This is a genomic window from Paenibacillus sp. 1-18 (genome assembly GCF_000520755.1).
In the GTDB taxonomy this organism is placed as follows: Bacteria; Bacillota; Bacilli; order Paenibacillales; family Paenibacillaceae; genus Paenibacillus; species Paenibacillus brasilensis.
In genome coordinates this window covers 1-16126 of sequence record NZ_ASSB01000204.1, presented here as the reverse complement: position 1 = coordinate 16126, position 16126 = coordinate 1, and the positions used below count along the sequence as shown (strand labels likewise).

Genomic DNA, 16126 nt, shown 5'->3' with positions numbered 1-16126 from the left:
TGTGTAATTACATTGTTTTGGCTTTTTCTACTGCTTCTTCGATGGCTCCTACGAAAAGGAACGCTGCTTCTGGAAGATGGTCATACTTCCCTTCCAGAATTTCTTTGAAGCTTCGTACCGTTTCTTTAACCGGTACATATTTACCCGGGAAGCCGTTAAACGCCTCGGCAACGTGGAAAGGTTGGGACAGGAAACGCTGGATTTTACGTGCACGTGCTACCAGCATTTTGTCTTCCTCGCTCAGTTCGTCCATACCCAGGATGGCAATGATATCCTGAAGTTCGTTGTAGCGGGCCAAAATTTGTTTTACCCCTTGCGCTACATTGTAATGCTCTTCACCTACAACGTCTGGAGACAAGATCCGGGAGCTTGATGCGAGTGGATCAACCGCTGGGTAAATACCCATTTCGGAAATTTTACGTTCCAGGTTTGTCGTTGCATCCAAGTGGGCAAATGTTGTAGCAGGTGCCGGGTCAGTGTAGTCATCCGCAGGCACATAGATCGCCTGAATGGAAGTAACAGAACCTTTTTTAGTTGAAGTAATCCGTTCTTGCAATTGACCCATTTCAGTTGCCAGCGTAGGCTGGTAACCTACTGCGGAAGGCATACGTCCCAGCAGGGCTGAAACCTCAGAACCCGCTTGAGTAAAGCGGAAGATGTTATCAATAAAGAGCAATACGTCGCGGCCCTCTTGATCACGGAAATACTCCGCCATCGTCAGACCCGTGAGGGCAACACGCAAACGCGCACCCGGAGGCTCATTCATTTGTCCAAACACCATCGCTGTTTTGTTGATAACGCCGGACTCTTTCATTTCATGGTACAAGTCATTTCCTTCACGTGTGCGTTCACCTACACCTGCAAATACAGAAATACCGCCATGCTCCTGAGCAATGTTGTTAATCAATTCTTGGATGGTTACGGTTTTACCTACACCAGCACCACCGAACAATCCAACTTTACCGCCTTTGGCATAAGGAGCCAGCAAGTCGATAACTTTAATGCCTGTTTCGAGCATTTCCGCTTGAGTCGTCAATTCATCGAAAGAAGGGGCCTGACGGTGAATCGGATTTTTTTCTGCTGTACTAATGTCAGCACCGTTATCAATTGGATTTCCCAGCACGTTAAATACGCGTCCCAGAGTAGCCTCACCAACAGGCACCGAAATAGGCGCCCCCAGGTCTACCGCTTCAGCTCCGCGAACCAGACCGTCTGTGGAAGACATGGCAATACAACGTACACGATTATCGCCCAGATGCTTTGATGCTTCAAGCGTTAGATCCAGCTTAACTCCAGTCTCCAGCACAGTCCCAATATGAATAGCATTTAGGATCTCCGGAAGCTGACCGCGTTCAAATTCAACGTCAACAACCGGACCCTGGATGCTCACTACGCGTCCTTTGTTCATCTTTTGGTTTCCCTCCTACAAGCTTGCACAGCCGCAAATCTGAACAACTCTGATTTGTTTTGCGCCCGCAAATTATCATATTAGTATAGGCTCTGCTATACAGCAATCTGCAAAAGCTCATTAAGATTGAGCATTTGCACCTGCCACAATTTCCGTAATTTCCTGGGTAATAGCCGCTTGACGAGCACGGTTATAGGTCAACGACAGTTCACCAATCAGCTTGGTCGCATTTTTGGTAGCTGAACCCATCGCCGTCATCTTCGCTCCCAGCTCACTGGCCTTACCATCCAGCAAAGCGCCGTAGATGAGTGTTTCTGCATAACGCGGCAACAATACTTCCAGCACTCCTTCTGGTGAAGGCTCATACTCGTAATCAATCGAGGATGAAGCAGTATTCGAATCCAGTGTTGCCATTGGCAACAAACGGTCAACTGTTGGAATTTGAGTCAGTGCATTGACAAAGCGGTTATAGCATAGATAAAGCTCATCAAATTCTTTAAATTCAAAGCCTTTTACAGCCTTGCTTGCAATCGTTTTGATATCTGCAAAAGCAGGCGTATCCGACAAGTCAGTTACTGACTCTGCAATAGGGAACTCACGACGTCTGAAATAATCCCGTCCTTTTCGTCCGATGATGAAAATCACAAATTCATCCTGTGAACGGTGACGTTCCGCAATCGTCTGCGTAACCTGCCGCAAAATATTGGCGTTATAACCACCAGCCAGACCACGATCAGATGTAATGATGAGATAAGCAGTCTTTTTGACCGGACGCGTCTCCAGCATCGGATGCTTGACGTTGTTCGATCCAGAAGCAATACTGCTGACGACTTCCTTAAGCTTTTCCGCGTAAGGACGAGCCGACTCCGCTTTCTCCTGAGCTTTTCTCAGCTTGGATGCAGCGACCATTTCCATCGCTTTCGTAATTTGCTTTGTACTCTGTATACTTTTAATCTGACGTTTAATCTCGCGCATACCTTTTGCCATGATTTCACCACCTTCAAGCTTTGGCAAAGCCAAAGCTAACTTCGTAAGCAATCCCTTAGCTTTGAGAAAAACAAAGCTCTTCGTAAGATTCAAGTCCAGCCGGACATATGTTAAAGGGCCTGTTATTAGGGGTAAAACATGCCAAGGAAGCCAAGGCCCGAGGGGCATGCTTCCTTAGAACATTTTTCGTCATAAACAGGCAATTTCATGTATTAAACCGACGTGGCAAACGATTTTTTGAATTTCTCGATAGCTGCCTTCAAAGCTGTTTCGTTATCAGCCACCAAGTCTTTTGTATCACGGATAGATTGAAGCACATCCTGATGATCAGACTCCATGAAAGACAGGAAGTCCTTTTCAAAACGTTTTACTTCCGTTACCGGGATATCATCAAGGAAGCCCTTAACAGCGGTGTATAAGCTCACAACTTGTTTTTCAACAGGCAACGGCTGATGTACACCCTGTTTCAAAATTTCCATCATGCGAGCGCCTCGGTCAAGACGGGCTTTAGTGGATTTATCCAGGTCGGAACCGAATTGGGAGAACGCTTGAAGCTCACGATATTGAGCAAGATCCAGACGCAGAGAGCCTGCAACCTTTTTCATTGCTTTAATCTGAGCGGAGCCCCCTACACGGGATACAGAAATACCTACGTTAATCGCCGGGCGTTGACCCGCATAGAACAAGTCTGCCTCCAGGAAAATTTGCCCATCTGTGATGGAAATTACGTTGGTTGGAATGTATGCAGAAACGTCGGACGCCTGTGTCTCGATAAACGGAAGCGCGGTAAGTGAGCCGCCGCCCAATTCATCATTCAGCTTCGCTGCACGTTCCAGTAAGCGAGAATGCAGATAGAAAACGTCACCCGGATAAGCCTCACGACCCGGTGGACGACGCAGCAACAGGGAAAGCTCCCGGTATGCAGACGCTTGTTTGGTCAAGTCATCATATACGACAAGGACATGCTCGCCTTTGTACATGAAATACTCACCCATAGCGCAGCCGGAGTAAGGGGCAATGTACAGCAAAGGTGATGGCTCAGAAGCAGATGCTGTAACAACAATCGTATATTCCAAAGCACCGTGACGACGCAATGTTTCAACAACTTGAGCTACTGTAGATTGTTTTTGACCAATAGCAACATAAATGCATTTCATACCATTGCCTTTTTGGTTCAGAATCGCATCAATTGCAATAGAAGTTTTACCTGTTTGACGGTCACCGATGATCAGCTCACGTTGACCGCGGCCAATTGGAACCATAGCGTCAATGGCTTTAATTCCTGTCTGCATTGGCTCATGTACGGATTTACGGGCCATAACACCAGGGGCCTGACTTTCCACCGGACGGAATTCCGTGGTAGCAATTGGACCCTTGCCATCCACCGGCTGACCCAATGGATTAACTACGCGTCCAATCAGTGCGTCCCCAACAGGGACCTGCATGATTTGGCCTGTACGTTTAACTTGACCGCCTTCACGGATGTCGGAGAATGGTCCAAGAATAACGACACCGACATTGCTCTCTTCCACGTTGAGCGCCAAGCCCAATACGCCGTTATCGAATTCAACCAATTCACCGGCCATGACTTTTTCCAGTCCGTAGACGCGGGCAATACCGTCGCCGACTTCAACAACAGTGCCGACTTCAACGACCTCGATATCATTTTTATATTGTTCAATCTGACTTTTAATCAATGAACTGATTTCTTCAGGTTTGATACTCAAGTGTGTTCACCCCTATCTTCTATACTCGTCTGTTAAAGGATTTTTCAAGACGATCCAGCTTGCCTGCCAGACTGCCGTCATACAGTGTATCGCCAATAAACACTTTCAATCCACCCAGCAGACTCGGGTCTACTATATTTTCCACGCGGATTGTTTTATGTTCACGGGCTCCGAATTCCTCAGCTACCGTTGCTTTTTCCTGCTCACTGAGCGCATAGGTGGAATACACCTTTGCATGAGCCAGCCCCAGCTTGTACTCCTGAATCTCAAGGTATCCATCAAGGAGAGCTTCAAACAAATCGGCTCTGCTGCGCTGAATCAACAACTTAATCGTGTTAATCAGCGAGGCAGACATCTTGCCTTCAAAGCTGTTGGCCAGAACCTGAAGCTTGACCTCTTCCGTAATGTTAGGAGAATTAATGAACTTACGGATTTCGGCATCCCCTGATACAGCCTCTACAAAAGCTCGCAGTTCCTGCTCGGTCTCCATAATGGTCTGCTCCTGCTCTGCCACTTCAAACAAGGCTTTCGCATACCGTTTGGCAACTACCGTATCCCGGCTCATGCTTTGCCTCCTACCTCTTTAAGGTATTGGTCGACAAGCTCTCCCTGGACTTGGTCTTCCTTGATTTCTTTTTGAATCAGCTTGGAAGCAATTTGTACCGAAGCTTTACCCACTTCGCTGCGCAGCTCGGCAACTGCCTTATTGCGCTCGCTTGTGATTTCACGAACAGCTTCATCTTTCAGGCGAACTGCTTCGTCTTTAGCCTGAATAATAATTTGCTCCGCTTGCTTGTTACCTGTTTGTTTCGACTGCTCAATAATATCGTAAGCTTCCTTACGCGCTTGCTGGAGAGCCTGTTTTTGCTCCTCGACATAGGCAGCAGCCTGTTCACGCGTTTGTGCCGCTTCACTCATTTGCTTCAAAACAAGCTCACGCCGCTTCTCCATAACTGAAAAGAGAGGGCCGAATGCATAACGGGTCAGCAACCAGTACAAGATCAAAAATGCAATGACAGTAAACACGATACTTGTCCAATTTAAATGCAATTGAAGTCACTCCTTTCCGGTGAACGTCAGTCCTAGATCTTTCATATTCAAACGAACAAAGAAGGCGCGGATGGCTGTGCCTTCCCCGCCAAACCTTGCTTCCATTCAATTAAGCAGCTGAGTAGAAAATGAATGCCAGAACGACCCCGATGATTGGCAGGGCTTCGACCAGACCTACACCGATAAACATTACTGTTTGCAACGTTGCTTTTGCTTCAGGCTGACGAGCGATACCTTCAACTGTTTTACTTACGATCAGACCGTTACCGATACCAGCGCCCAAAGCGCCCAAACCTACTGCGATTGCAGCTGCGATATATGCCCAAACTCCCATTTTTTAAAATCCTCCTTAGTGATGTGTATTTGTGTTTTACATGTATTTGCAGTTAAGAGCGAAGCGCACTTCTGAACTTAACTAAAAACCGAAAAATGAGCTTGTCTAATGCTCTTCTTCATGCGTATCAATGGATTGTGAAATATATACGAACGTCAGAATTGTAAAGACGAACGCTTGGATACTGCCGACAAAAATACTGAATCCTTGCCAGACTACGAGCCCCAATACGGAAGCAACCATACCTCCCACACCAAGTGCTGTCATTTTCAGCAGAACACTGATCAAAACCTCGCCGGCAAAAATATTACCGAATAGACGCATACCATGTGTCAATAGTTTTGAGAACTGCTCAATCAGGTTAATTGGCAGAAAGAATGGAAATGGCTGAACATAGTGCTTAAAGTAAGCTTTGGTGTTACGGAAAATTCCCAGAAAATGAACCAGAACAAAGATCATCAATGCCAGTCCAATAGATACCCCTGCATCTGCGGTAGGTGATTTCCACCAGTTGACACCTATATGGGCAGCTTCGCCCGGATGAGTCGCCTGTGCTTGCTCTAATGCTTCCTTGACTGGAACGATGTCATGCCCGAATACTTGTGCGCTTTGCACATTATCAAATTCAGTCACGATCCCGAACGGCAGACCCAGCATATTTCCGACGAAAATGAACATGATCAGCGTCATCCCTAAAGAAAGGAATGGCTTCCCTTTTTTCAAATCCATCGTACTGGATATGAGCCCTTGAACGAATTCCACAACCCATTCCATAAAGTTTTGCAGCTTTCCGGGATTGTCCACAGACAAATTGCGCGTTGCAGCAAAAGCCAGTCCAAACACAATAGCGCAGGTCACAACCAGCATAATAATGACGGACAAGTCAATGTTAAACCCGCCCAATTGGATAATCGGTGATTCATGCAACATGTTTTCTCACCCCTTTCTCAGTTGAGCCATCATTTTTCCTGAAGCGCGAATATGATGCCTATAATTAAAAGAAGAAATTGCCCAGTCACCAGGCTTGCCATTACAGCGATCTCATGGAAATAGGCCGGAAATTCTATGGCCAGCACCACGGCCAAAATTGAGGTCCCTAATCGAACGCCAAAGCCAATACCTACCACTCTCTTCTTTCTTTCACCGGCGGCCGCACTCGCAACCTGTCGAATTCTGTAGGCCATATACAGCACATTTAGACAGCTTACTCCCGTTCCCAGAATGATTCCGTGAGCAATGTCACGATGTTGGGGCATGAGGGCGGAGACCGGGAAACACAGAGCCATTATAATAAGCGCTACGATCCATAACTTTTTTTGCATACGGGTCATCTCATTCATGGTTATCCCTCAATACCTTTCCGATCACAAGGGCAATACTTAATGCGCCTACAACCAAGCCTGCGAGAACGCTTACGCCAGTCCAAATTCCGGAGCCACCAAGTTTGGCATCAAGCCATTTTCCCGCATAGAAACCACCCAGTGTGCACACCGTCAGATCAATGCCGATAGCGCTCACCAGTCCAATTGCCTTGAAGGCATTTCCGGTGTTATTTCGGTTGTTGTTTTGCTTGGAAGGTCTGACCACTTTTCCATGTCACCCCTGTAATTCCAGTCCATTTTACTTAAATATAAGATGCTTTGTCAATTGAGATATTTTAGCGCCCTAAAGTATAAAAATCAGTCGACAAAGCATCTAAAAATGCTGTATCCCTTGGTAACCGTACAGTTTAACTGTATGCTTGCCTTGTAAAGGAATATTATTACGAGCAGACGCCTTTTGTGAACATTGTGTGAAATTCTTCAGGTCGTTCGGTTTTGACACCGTAATGGTGCAAAATCGCATTGACAATTCTTACCGATGCCTGTCCATCGCCATAAGGATTTGCCGCCTGACTCATAGACTCATACAGCCCGGAATCCGTCAAAAGGGCCTTAGTGCGATTGTAGACATTCTCTTCACTCGTACCGACCAGTTCCAATGTACCCGCCTCAATTCCTTCCGGTCTTTCGGTCGTATCCCGTAGTACCAGTACAGGTACGCCGAACGAAGGCGCTTCTTCCTGAAGACCGCCGGAATCCGTAAGAATCAGATGTGTGTGCGGATAAAAATTGTGCAAATCCACAACATCCAGCGGATCAATCAACTTAATACGCGGATGGTTGCCTAAAATCTCGAATGCAGGCTCCTTCACAGCCGGACTTGGATGAACCGGATAAACGATAGCGATATCCTCAAATTCGTCTGCGATCCGTTTTACCGCATTAAAAATTTGACGGTGTGGTTCCCCCTGTGACTCCCGACGGTGGGCTGTCATTAGAATCAAGCGCTTGCCCTGGGCCCATTCCAGTACAGGGTGCTCGTAATCCTGGCGAACCGTATACTGAAATACGTCAGTCACCGTATTACCTGTTACATATATTCGAGATTCAGGTTTATTTTCCTTCCGCAAATTCCCAGCCGATAAAGAAGTAGGCGAGAAATGAAGATCAGACAGCACGCCTGTGAGCTGACGGTTCATTTCCTCAGGATATGGAGAAAGCTTGTTCCATGTCCGCAAGCCTGCTTCTACATGCCCTACTTCAATTTGTTGCATAAAGGCTGCATAGCTAGCGAGGAAAGTGGTCAGCGTATCGCCGTGAACCAACACGATATCCGGCTTGGCCTCGCGTAATACAGGTTCCAGCCCCTGAAGTACACGTATGGAAATTTCGTTGAGTGTCTGACGGTCTTTCATCACATCCAAATCATAGTCAGGGTGAATGTTAAAGACCTCCAGAACCTGATCAAGCATTTGGCGATGTTGAGCCGTAACGCATACCACAGATTCGATATGCTCCGGATGACGCTGAAGCTCCAAAATGAGAGGAGCCATTTTAATCGCTTCCGGACGCACGCCAAAAATGGTCATTACTTTGATTTTGGACATTTTAAGTTAAAACCCCTTTTCATAATAAACGTTCGGTTCACAAATCTTTTTTATACGAAATCAGCCTGGCCGCAACGTCCATAAATTTGCCGAACCTCCAAAGACGGTCTACTTCGTTCCGTACAAGCGGTCTCCTGCGTCACCAAGACCTGGGACAATATAGCCATGCTCATCCAAACGCTCATCCAGAGCAGCGACATAAATGTCTACATCAGGATGTGCCTCTTGCACAGCTTTGACACCCTCAGGAGCAGCAATCAGATTCATCATTTTAATTTGGGTACAGCCTCTTTTTTTCAACACATCTATGGCTGCAATCGCCGAACCGCCTGTTGCAAGCATCGGATCAATGACGATCAATTCACGCTCTGTCACATCTGTAGGCAACTTTGTGTAGTATTCCACAGGCTGCAATGTTTCAGGGTCGCGGAACAATCCCACATGGCCTACCTTTGCTGCCGGCAGCAGCTTTACAACGCCATCCAGCATACCCAAGCCTGCACGCAAAATCGGAATAAGGCCCAGCATACGTCCGGAAATCACTTTACCTTCTGTCTCAGCAACCGGTGTTTGCACCGTAATGCTTTCCAACGGGATGTCCCTCGTAATTTCATAAGCCATCAAAGTTGCTACTTCATCCACGAGCTCGCGGAAATCCTTGGTGTTGGTCCGCACATCGCGGATAAATGTAAGTTTGTGCTGGATCAAAGGGTGATCACAAACCACCAGTTTTGCCATGATATATTCCCTCCGGTATTATCGTCACGTTCTTCCGCACCAGAATATCGAACATCCTGAATGGAAAGGATCTATGTAACCTATTTGTACAAACCAAATAAGCACAGATGCAGTGCGTGCCTGTAAATCCTGTTTATTATAACATTCCCTTGGTTGATTTAACACCTGCCACCACAACCTTTGGCCAAGAGAAAGATATGTAGAGTAAAATATCTCCCCTGCCACATTATGAGTGACTTTTGTCATGGAAAACCACATCAAAAAAGGCTCTAACGGCCCTTGACCGTCAAAGCCTGTCGAACTCAAAATTCCCCTCTGTGCTATAAGTTGGGGTTCGGGCTCCTGATGAAGCGACGTTTTTATCTATACTTCAAATTGTCCCACGCTCCCTGAAATTGCTGCAGCATTTCGTCTTTTGTAATAACCCCCGCAATATAGGCCTGCATACTACTGCTCAAATCCTGATTCAGTCCTTTCGGGAAGCGCTGGAAGTTCCAGCTCCATATCTTGCCTTCCCTCACATGCCGGGATATTTCCGCACCAAGATCACCTGTCGTTTCATCACTGGATGTAATGCTTTTGAAGGCGGGGACGAATTTGAACTCCTTGGTAATATAGTGCTTGCCTATCTCCGAAGTAACCAGCCAATTGAGAAAATCTTTTGCCTCCTGCTTCACAGGCGAATTTTTATTGACCACCCAGTTGGATGCCACCCCCACTGCAAGCCTGCCTCCTTTAGCAGGATCATTATCTATAGGCGCAGGCAGAATCCCCAGATTCAAGTCAGGATTAATACCGTCTATTTGTGGCTGAGTCCAGTTCCCCTGATGCATCATGGCGGCCTTGCCTGTCGCAAATAACGTGACTTGTGTATTATAGTCTGTCGTAAGGGGATTGCTGTTACCATATTTTAAAGTCAGGTCAAGCAGCTTCACCCACTGATCAAACACAGGGTTGCCAGGGATACGGGCTGTTCCCTTGTTTAAATGCTCGACGTAGGTCTCCGGGTTCGGCTGTCTGGCAAACGGAATATTGACAAAATGGTTCCCCAGCACCCACCATTCCGCATATCCGTTAGCAAACGGTGTAATCCCTGCTGCTTTCAGGCGCTTCGCTGCTTCCTCCAGCTCACTTATCGTTTGAGGCAGCTTGGTTATGCCCGCCCGCTTGAACAAATCCTTGTTGTAAACAAATCCGAAGCCTTCCAGGTTCATGGGCTGTCCGTAAATCTTACCGTTAACGGTCATCGGCTTGCGGGCAAAATCATCCAGGTCCTTTACCCATGGCTGATCTGACAAGTCCTCCAAATACTCAAACCACGTATCACGGTCCTGATAGCCCTCATTGGTGAAAATGTCCGGCTGATCACCTGAGGCGAATTTAGCCTTCAACGAAGCACTGTAATCCGTACCGCCTCCGACAGATTGGATATCCAGCTTGATGCCCGGATGCGTTTTTTCATAATCCGCCTTGAGTTTGTTTAGCGGCTCTGAATCTCTACTTTGAACTGATAGATGTGTATCGTTTTCGTCTCGTTTGGCCCGGCCTGCGTATTTCCACAACCCGAAAGCGTACATGCGAGCAGTACGATCAGGGAGAGGACAAGCAGCACTGTTTTTTTCATCGGTTATCCCTCCATCAGCCCTTGACCGCACCGGCTGCAATGCATCCTGGTATGCTATTGTTCATCTCAGCACGTTGGATACCTCCATAAGCGGCAGCATGATGGACTGAAAAGGCACGACCATTGCAGCCACAAGCAGACCAAACAGCAATCGGTTAAAACGCGTGTCATGGCGAACCATCTGGTAAGCAGCCATCGAGCTGATCAGCAGCAGGAGAGCATTGCTGACGATGGTGACGAGCAATGAATTCCCCAGCGCTGTCGGAAAGTTTATTTTATTCCAGGCGTTGGCGTAGTTCTCAAACCGAAAGGTTGTCGGCCACGAAGCGGAATGAGCCAAAATATCGCCAAAGGATTTAACGGAATTGACGAGCAAAAAATAAAACGGAATCAGAAAGATCAATCCGAGCACAATGAGCACAATTTCAGCAGCCCACGTACCCAAGCGGTAGCTTGGCGTTTTCCCCATTACATTTCAACCTCCTTCTTCTTCGTGAGACGCACCTGAATGATCGTAATGATTGCTACGATGATAAAGAAAATCATAGCTTTGGCGGTCCCCAATCCAAGACGATTATTTGTAAACGCTTCATTATATATGTCCAACGCTACAGACTCTGTCGACTTGAAGGGTCCACCCTTTGTCAGGGCTAAATTCAGCTCAAACACTTTAAAGGACCAGGATATCGCCAAAAAGAGGCAAACGGTTACGGCTGGCATAATAAGCGGCACTACTACCTGGCGTAAAATCTGTCTTCGGCTTGCACCGTCGATTTGAGCTGATTCAATCAGGGCATGGGAGACATTATTTAACGAGGATATGTAGATAACCATGAGATAGCCTGCGTACTGCCAAACAAACACGATGACAGTTCCCCAAAAAGCAGTTGGCCCATCACCAAGCCATGGTAGCTTGAAAAGGGACAGCCCGGTTGCCTCCCCCACCGCAGAAAAACCGCGCACAAAGATAAATTGCCAGATGAAGCCAAGCAGTAAGCCACCAATCATATTAGGCATAAAAAATACAGTCCGTAACGCATTGCGGGTACGCAACGGCTTTGTAAGTACATAAGCCAGGGAAAAGCCGATCAGATTCGTCAGGATCACGCCACATACGGTAAAACGGACCGTGAACCAAAATGCATTTCGAAAATCCGGATCATCTCTAAAAATATGGACGTAATTCCCCAATCCGAGCCATTGGACATTTTCCGACACTCCGTCCCAATTGGTCATGGAATAATATAGTCCCAGCAGGAACGGAATGACCATAATCAAGACGAAAAACAACGCCATAGGGCCTATAAATACGAGCTGCTGCAATAACTGCGCGGATTTTCTTTGACTCAAGTGTCATCACTCCTCTGTGTAGATCGTGCAGGAAAATACAAATAAATCCTTAATCGCTTATTAACCAAAAATGTAAGTTTCGAGTCGCCAGAAAACAAAAAAGGCTGTTCCCCCTCCGGCTTACGGAAGGAAAACAGCCTTATTCAACATGGATAGGTGGTTGATTTAATTAGTATTGAGTACCTGGATAGATTGGGAATTTTTCAGTCAGCTCGCCAACCGCTTGGCTCGCTTTGGACAATACCGTATCATCCTTCGGATTTTTGAGTGTTTCGGCAATGATCTTACCGATTTTAACCATAGCCTCTTCATCCATACCACGGGATGTCGCAGCAGGGGTACCAATACGAATTCCGCTGGTAATGAACGGACTTGTCGGGTCGAACGGAATCGCGTTTTTGTTCACCGTGATGCCTACGGAATCCAATACATGCTCGGCTTCTTTGCCTGTAATATTCAGGTTACGCGTATCCAGCAGCATCAGGTGATTATCTGTACCGCCCGATACGATGTTAATCCCCTCCGCCAGCAGCGTCTCTGCCAGTACGTGTGCATTGCGAACTACGTTTTGTGCATAGGTTTTGAAGGAAGGCTGGAGTGCTTCACCCAAGGCAACGGCTTTGGACGCGATCACATGCATTAATGGACCGCCCTGAATGCCTGGGAAAATCGCCTTGTCAATCGCTTGCGCCCACGCTTTGCGAGTCAGAATCATTCCTCCGCGCGGACCACGCAGCGTTTTGTGCGTGGTTGTGGTCACAAATTGGGCATGCGGAACCGGGTTAGGATGAATACCCGCTGCTACCAGACCGGCGATGTGTGCCATATCTACCATGAACAGCGCACCCACATCGCTGGCGATGGAAGCAAAGGCTTCAAAATCAATCGTACGCGGATATGCGCTCGCTCCGGCTACAATCAGGCGAGGGCGATGCTTGAAGGCTGCCTTGCGCACTTCATCATAATCAATGCGGAAGTTGTCTTCGCGTACACCATAAGCAACAAAGTTATACAACAAGCCGGAAGCGTTAACGGGGCTTCCGTGTGTCAGATGGCCGCCATGCGCCAAATTCATACCCAGTACGGTATCACCAGGTTTGAGTGCTGCCAAATAGACCGCCATGTTGGCTTGTGCTCCAGAGTGAGGCTGCACGTTGGCATGCTCAGCACCGAACAATTCTTTGGCGCGATCACGCGCAATGTCCTCGACGATATCTACGTGCTCACAGCCACCGTAGTAACGTTTGCCCGGATAACCTTCAGCATATTTATTCGTCAGTACAGAGCCCATCGCTTCCATAACCGCTTCGCTAACGATGTTCTCGGATGCGATCAGCTCGATATTGTGGCGTTGTCGCTTCAGTTCAAGTCCCATTGCTTCCAGCACTGCCGGGTCACTATTACGCAGATGTTCCATCATGATTGATTACTCCCTCTCCATAGTCAATTGTTGGGTATACAAAGTATAAAACAAACAGTCCACGCCAAATGCTAATCACAGTTTCCGCCGTCTTCTTGTTCAAGGGTGTACACCGCCCGTTGTCCTCCTATCAGTGGAGGACGCGTGAACGCCGCAGTCACACGTGCTTCGCCAATCCAGCGAAGGCTTGGACGAAACGGAACGGCTATGGGACGCAGATGCATGCCAATCAGCGTTTCGCCAATGTCTATCCCGGCATGCGCCTGCACGTTCATCGCCAAACACGCATCGTCCAGTGACCGGTAGGCAACCGCAGCCATAGAGCCGCCTGCCGTGCGTACAGGAACAGCGGCAACTTCTATTAATCCCAGCCGTTCCAGCACAGCCCGTTCAACGACCAGCGCACGGTTCAAATGCTCGCAGCATTGAAACGCCACGTCAAAGCCATATTCCCGGCGTACGGAATCTACTCCAGCCAGCAGCTGCTGCGCCACATCGAGCGCTCCCGCCGTGCCGATCCGGCTTCCGGCCACTTCACTCGTACTTACACCAATCACCAGCAGGCGCCCAGCCTTCAAACCGACTGCTTCAGCGAGCTCCCGCACGACAGAAGCGGCCTGTGCTTCAAGTGAAATCTCACGATCCAATTGTCCTACCATTGGAACCTCCCCTGGTTGACCAGTCCCTCAGAGACTAGGCATGGTCTCATGCCGTAAGTTCAACACACTTTCTCCTGATATCACAATCTGACTATATTATAGCCGATGATTTGGATTTCGAGCAGAAAAATTGAAGAGCAAGAAGACAGCAAAAAATCTGGAATAGCTCATATACGAAAAAAGAGCAGTCCACACCTACGTGGAATTGCTCTTTTGCCCAGGCGACCGGCCGTATATCCGGTGCTCCATCGTGGTTAATCCCACTTTTGTCGCCAGTTACACCGGATTCTCATTTTTCCACCTTATCTTAACGGATTAATCGTCGAAAATCAACAGAATCCGTACAAATCAGATGAGTGACACCGACTTTATTCGGAAGAAGTCTTTAGCTTGTCCAGCAACTTATGCAGTGCTGTGCGGATTTCCGCAGCCGTGACATCGTAATCTTCCCGCGAACCCCCAAATGGATCGGAAATATCAAAGCCCGGAATCCGTTGGTTCAGCTCAATCATCCGCTCACGCTCCTGCGCCGACAGTTCTTGTCCGAGTGAAGCCATCAGCTGCTGTGAAGCGTACAAGCCGTCTAACTCCTGTACATCATTCAGCACTTCATCCCGATCCTCCACGTATTCCTTGAGCGTAAATACTTTGCCCGCCGTATGGGGAAAGCGCTGAATGACGTGCTGCTTATGCCCTTGCGTCAAGGTCAAAATCAGATGTGCCCACTCTGCAAGTCCGCCGCTCAAAGGGGTCGAGGTCAACTGATCCGAGATATCGTGGTCCCGTAGAACCGCCTCTGCATGTCGAGATATCGGTGTACCTTCCATCGCCGCCACTCCCGCAGAGCGCACCTCCAGCTCCAGCCCGTGTTCAGCGGCCAGCTTGCGCAGCATCCCTTCAGCCATTGGACTGCGACAAGTGTTCCCTGTGCATACGAATAAGATATGCTTCAACGTTTTCACCCCCCGTATGTTAAAAATATGTAAACAGAGGATCATTATCTATAATCCTAAGCCTTACTATAATCCTGTATTTATTTTACACTGTCCACGCTAAAATCAAAACATAAACATAAAGCCAAATGCCAGCAAAATAGCACCGCCTACGGCTTCTCCGTAATCCCCCAGATTACGGCTGACCTTGCGGCCCACCAGCAATCCCAGCATTGCCATTGCACCTCCGCAAAAGCCAAATGCCAGAACACTCAGCACCAGATCACTCTGGAACATCCCCAGCGACACCCCTACAGAAAACGAGTCAATGCTCACCCCAAGTGCAAACAGCAAGAGACCCAGAGGTGAACGATGATCCAATACTTGTACACCGTCCCCCTTGAAGGAGCTATATACCATATGCCCGCCTAAAAGGATGAGTAACCCACCTGCAAAATAGGTCGTTACATGGCCCAGTAAAGAACTCATATAATGCCCTGTGAACATCCCCAGCAATGGCATCAGAATGTGAAAAAAGCCAATTACCGTGCTGATGCGCAGCACATCCCGCAGGCGTATCCCCTTCATGCCGATCCCTACGCCCAGCGATAACGCATCCATTCCCAGCGCTACTGCCATGATCAGAATCGTTACAACCTGCCCGACATGGGCAGAGGCTGACAGCATACTCCATCCCTCCATTATCCGTCCGTTCTTGTTAACGTTATGCGGACAAGGGGGAAAACAGTACAAGCATACAACGGAAGCGCCTGTACGAGGACGAGGAGAGAGGAGGATTTTATTAAGAGCGGTCAGACAAGACGGGAACCCTTTCTGTTCTCCAACAAGGTACGTGAGTCTTGCTAAAGACGAACGACTCGATGACCTGCGGCTTTCAACAGGCGGTTCATAACGGCATCTCCCAGCCCATTGGGTGGACAGGCTTCCGACAAAATATAGGTGACACC

At 47.9% G+C, this 16126-nt stretch carries 17 protein-coding genes, 2 pseudogenes and 1 riboswitch; all 19 genes and pseudogenes read right to left on the bottom strand.

Translation table 11 applies throughout. The features are described 5' to 3' along the window. Window positions 1-7: 7 nt before the first annotated feature. On the bottom strand, window positions 8-1408 hold the full coding sequence (gene atpD / locus L693_RS0112725) for a F0F1 ATP synthase subunit beta (protein WP_025717573.1): 1401 nt from the start codon (window positions 1406-1408) through the stop codon (window positions 8-10). Window positions 1409-1528: 120 nt separating this feature from the next. Beyond that, entirely contained in the window at window positions 1529-2395 is an 867-nt protein-coding gene (gene atpG, locus L693_RS0112720; protein WP_025717572.1) for an ATP synthase F1 subunit gamma, read from the bottom strand. A gap of 212 nt (window positions 2396-2607) precedes the next feature. Continuing rightward, complete coding sequence (gene atpA, locus L693_RS0112715) at window positions 2608-4122, bottom strand: F0F1 ATP synthase subunit alpha (protein WP_025717571.1); 1515 nt, start codon at window positions 4120-4122, stop codon at window positions 2608-2610. A 19-nt stretch (window positions 4123-4141) separates the two neighbouring features. Further along, the gene (locus tag L693_RS0112710; protein ID WP_025717570.1) at window positions 4142-4687 is read right to left on the bottom strand and encodes a F0F1 ATP synthase subunit delta; all 546 of its coding nucleotides are present in this window, start codon (window positions 4685-4687) and stop codon (window positions 4142-4144) included. Further along, on the bottom strand, window positions 4684-5172 hold the full coding sequence (gene atpF / locus L693_RS0112705) for a F0F1 ATP synthase subunit B (protein ID WP_025717569.1): 489 nt from the start codon (window positions 5170-5172) through the stop codon (window positions 4684-4686). The genes L693_RS0112710 and atpF overlap by 4 nt, the downstream gene beginning before the upstream one ends. Before the next feature lie 109 nt (window positions 5173-5281). After that, on the bottom strand, window positions 5282-5506 hold the full coding sequence (atpE, locus tag L693_RS0112700; protein ID WP_025717568.1) for a F0F1 ATP synthase subunit C: 225 nt from the start codon (window positions 5504-5506) through the stop codon (window positions 5282-5284). Window positions 5507-5611: 105 nt separating this feature from the next. After that, a complete protein-coding gene (gene atpB / locus L693_RS0112695; RefSeq protein ID WP_025717567.1) occupies window positions 5612-6436 on the bottom strand; it encodes a F0F1 ATP synthase subunit A in 825 nt (274 codons plus the stop codon). A gap of 29 nt (window positions 6437-6465) precedes the next feature. Next, on the bottom strand, window positions 6466-6846 hold the full coding sequence (locus L693_RS0112690) for an ATP synthase subunit I (protein ID WP_025717566.1): 381 nt from the start codon (window positions 6844-6846) through the stop codon (window positions 6466-6468). Then, complete coding sequence (locus L693_RS0112685) at window positions 6839-7093, bottom strand: AtpZ/AtpI family protein (protein WP_025717565.1); 255 nt, start codon at window positions 7091-7093, stop codon at window positions 6839-6841. Before L693_RS0112685 ends, L693_RS0112690 begins: the two co-directional genes overlap by 8 nt. A 175-nt stretch (window positions 7094-7268) precedes the next feature. After that, window positions 7269-8435, bottom strand: coding sequence for a non-hydrolyzing UDP-N-acetylglucosamine 2-epimerase (gene wecB / locus L693_RS0112680; protein WP_025717564.1), 1167 nt, complete (start codon window positions 8433-8435; stop codon window positions 7269-7271). Between the two features lie 108 nt (window positions 8436-8543). Then, the gene (upp, locus tag L693_RS0112675; protein WP_025717563.1) at window positions 8544-9173 is read right to left on the bottom strand and encodes a uracil phosphoribosyltransferase; all 630 of its coding nucleotides are present in this window, start codon (window positions 9171-9173) and stop codon (window positions 8544-8546) included. A gap of 359 nt (window positions 9174-9532) precedes the next feature. Further along, a pseudogene (locus L693_RS0112670) lies at window positions 9533-10797 on the bottom strand (ABC transporter substrate-binding protein). Between the two features lie 38 nt (window positions 10798-10835). After that, window positions 10836-11266: pseudogene (locus tag L693_RS28060) on the bottom strand (carbohydrate ABC transporter permease); the annotation flags it as partial. After that, window positions 11266-12147, bottom strand: coding sequence for a carbohydrate ABC transporter permease (locus L693_RS0112660; protein WP_025717562.1), 882 nt, complete (start codon window positions 12145-12147; stop codon window positions 11266-11268). The gene L693_RS0112660 and the pseudogene L693_RS28060, both read right to left, overlap by 1 nt. Before the next feature lie 169 nt (window positions 12148-12316). Beyond that, complete coding sequence (gene glyA, locus L693_RS0112655) at window positions 12317-13567, bottom strand: serine hydroxymethyltransferase (RefSeq protein WP_025717561.1); 1251 nt, start codon at window positions 13565-13567, stop codon at window positions 12317-12319. Window positions 13568-13638: 71 nt separating this feature from the next. After that, the gene (locus L693_RS0112650) at window positions 13639-14226 is read right to left on the bottom strand and encodes a TIGR01440 family protein (RefSeq protein WP_025717560.1); all 588 of its coding nucleotides are present in this window, start codon (window positions 14224-14226) and stop codon (window positions 13639-13641) included. A gap of 208 nt (window positions 14227-14434) precedes the next feature. Beyond that, window positions 14435-14516: riboswitch (ZMP/ZTP riboswitch) on the bottom strand. A 78-nt stretch (window positions 14517-14594) separates the two neighbouring features. After that, entirely contained in the window at window positions 14595-15179 is a 585-nt protein-coding gene (locus tag L693_RS0112645) for a low molecular weight protein arginine phosphatase (RefSeq protein ID WP_025717559.1), read from the bottom strand. Window positions 15180-15284: 105 nt separating this feature from the next. Continuing rightward, the gene (locus L693_RS0112640; protein ID WP_025717558.1) at window positions 15285-15845 is read right to left on the bottom strand and encodes a manganese efflux pump MntP; all 561 of its coding nucleotides are present in this window, start codon (window positions 15843-15845) and stop codon (window positions 15285-15287) included. A gap of 176 nt (window positions 15846-16021) precedes the next feature. Continuing rightward, the coding region (locus tag L693_RS29975; RefSeq protein ID WP_155983818.1) for a Sua5 family C-terminal domain-containing protein at window positions 16022-16126 on the bottom strand (105 nt) is incomplete at its 5' end.

Bases quoted from the DNA above. Each gene is read 5' to 3' on its own strand.
- upp (WP_025717563.1), bottom strand. From the start codon at position 9,173: ATGGCAAAACTGGTGGTTTGTGATCACCCTTTGATCCAGCACAAACTT.
- glyA (WP_025717561.1), bottom strand. From the start codon at position 13,567: ATGATGGAACATCTGCGTAATAGTGACCCGGCAGTGCTGGAAGCAATG.
- wecB (WP_025717564.1), bottom strand. From the start codon at position 8,435: ATGTCCAAAATCAAAGTAATGACCATTTTTGGCGTGCGTCCGGAAGCG.
- atpG (WP_025717572.1), bottom strand. From the start codon at position 2,395: ATGGCAAAAGGTATGCGCGAGATTAAACGTCAGATTAAAAGTATACAG.
- L693_RS0112710 (WP_025717570.1), bottom strand. From the start codon at position 4,687: ATGAGCCGGGATACGGTAGTTGCCAAACGGTATGCGAAAGCCTTGTTT.
- atpD (WP_025717573.1), bottom strand. From the start codon at position 1,408: ATGAACAAAGGACGCGTAGTGAGCATCCAGGGTCCGGTTGTTGACGTT.
- atpE (WP_025717568.1), bottom strand. From the start codon at position 5,506: ATGGGAGTTTGGGCATATATCGCAGCTGCAATCGCAGTAGGTTTGGGC.
- L693_RS0112640 (WP_025717558.1), bottom strand. From the start codon at position 15,845: ATGCTGTCAGCCTCTGCCCATGTCGGGCAGGTTGTAACGATTCTGATC.
- L693_RS0112690 (WP_025717566.1), bottom strand. From the start codon at position 6,846: ATGAATGAGATGACCCGTATGCAAAAAAAGTTATGGATCGTAGCGCTT.
- atpB (WP_025717567.1), bottom strand. From the start codon at position 6,436: ATGTTGCATGAATCACCGATTATCCAATTGGGCGGGTTTAACATTGAC.
- L693_RS0112650 (WP_025717560.1), bottom strand. From the start codon at position 14,226: ATGGTAGGACAATTGGATCGTGAGATTTCACTTGAAGCACAGGCCGCT.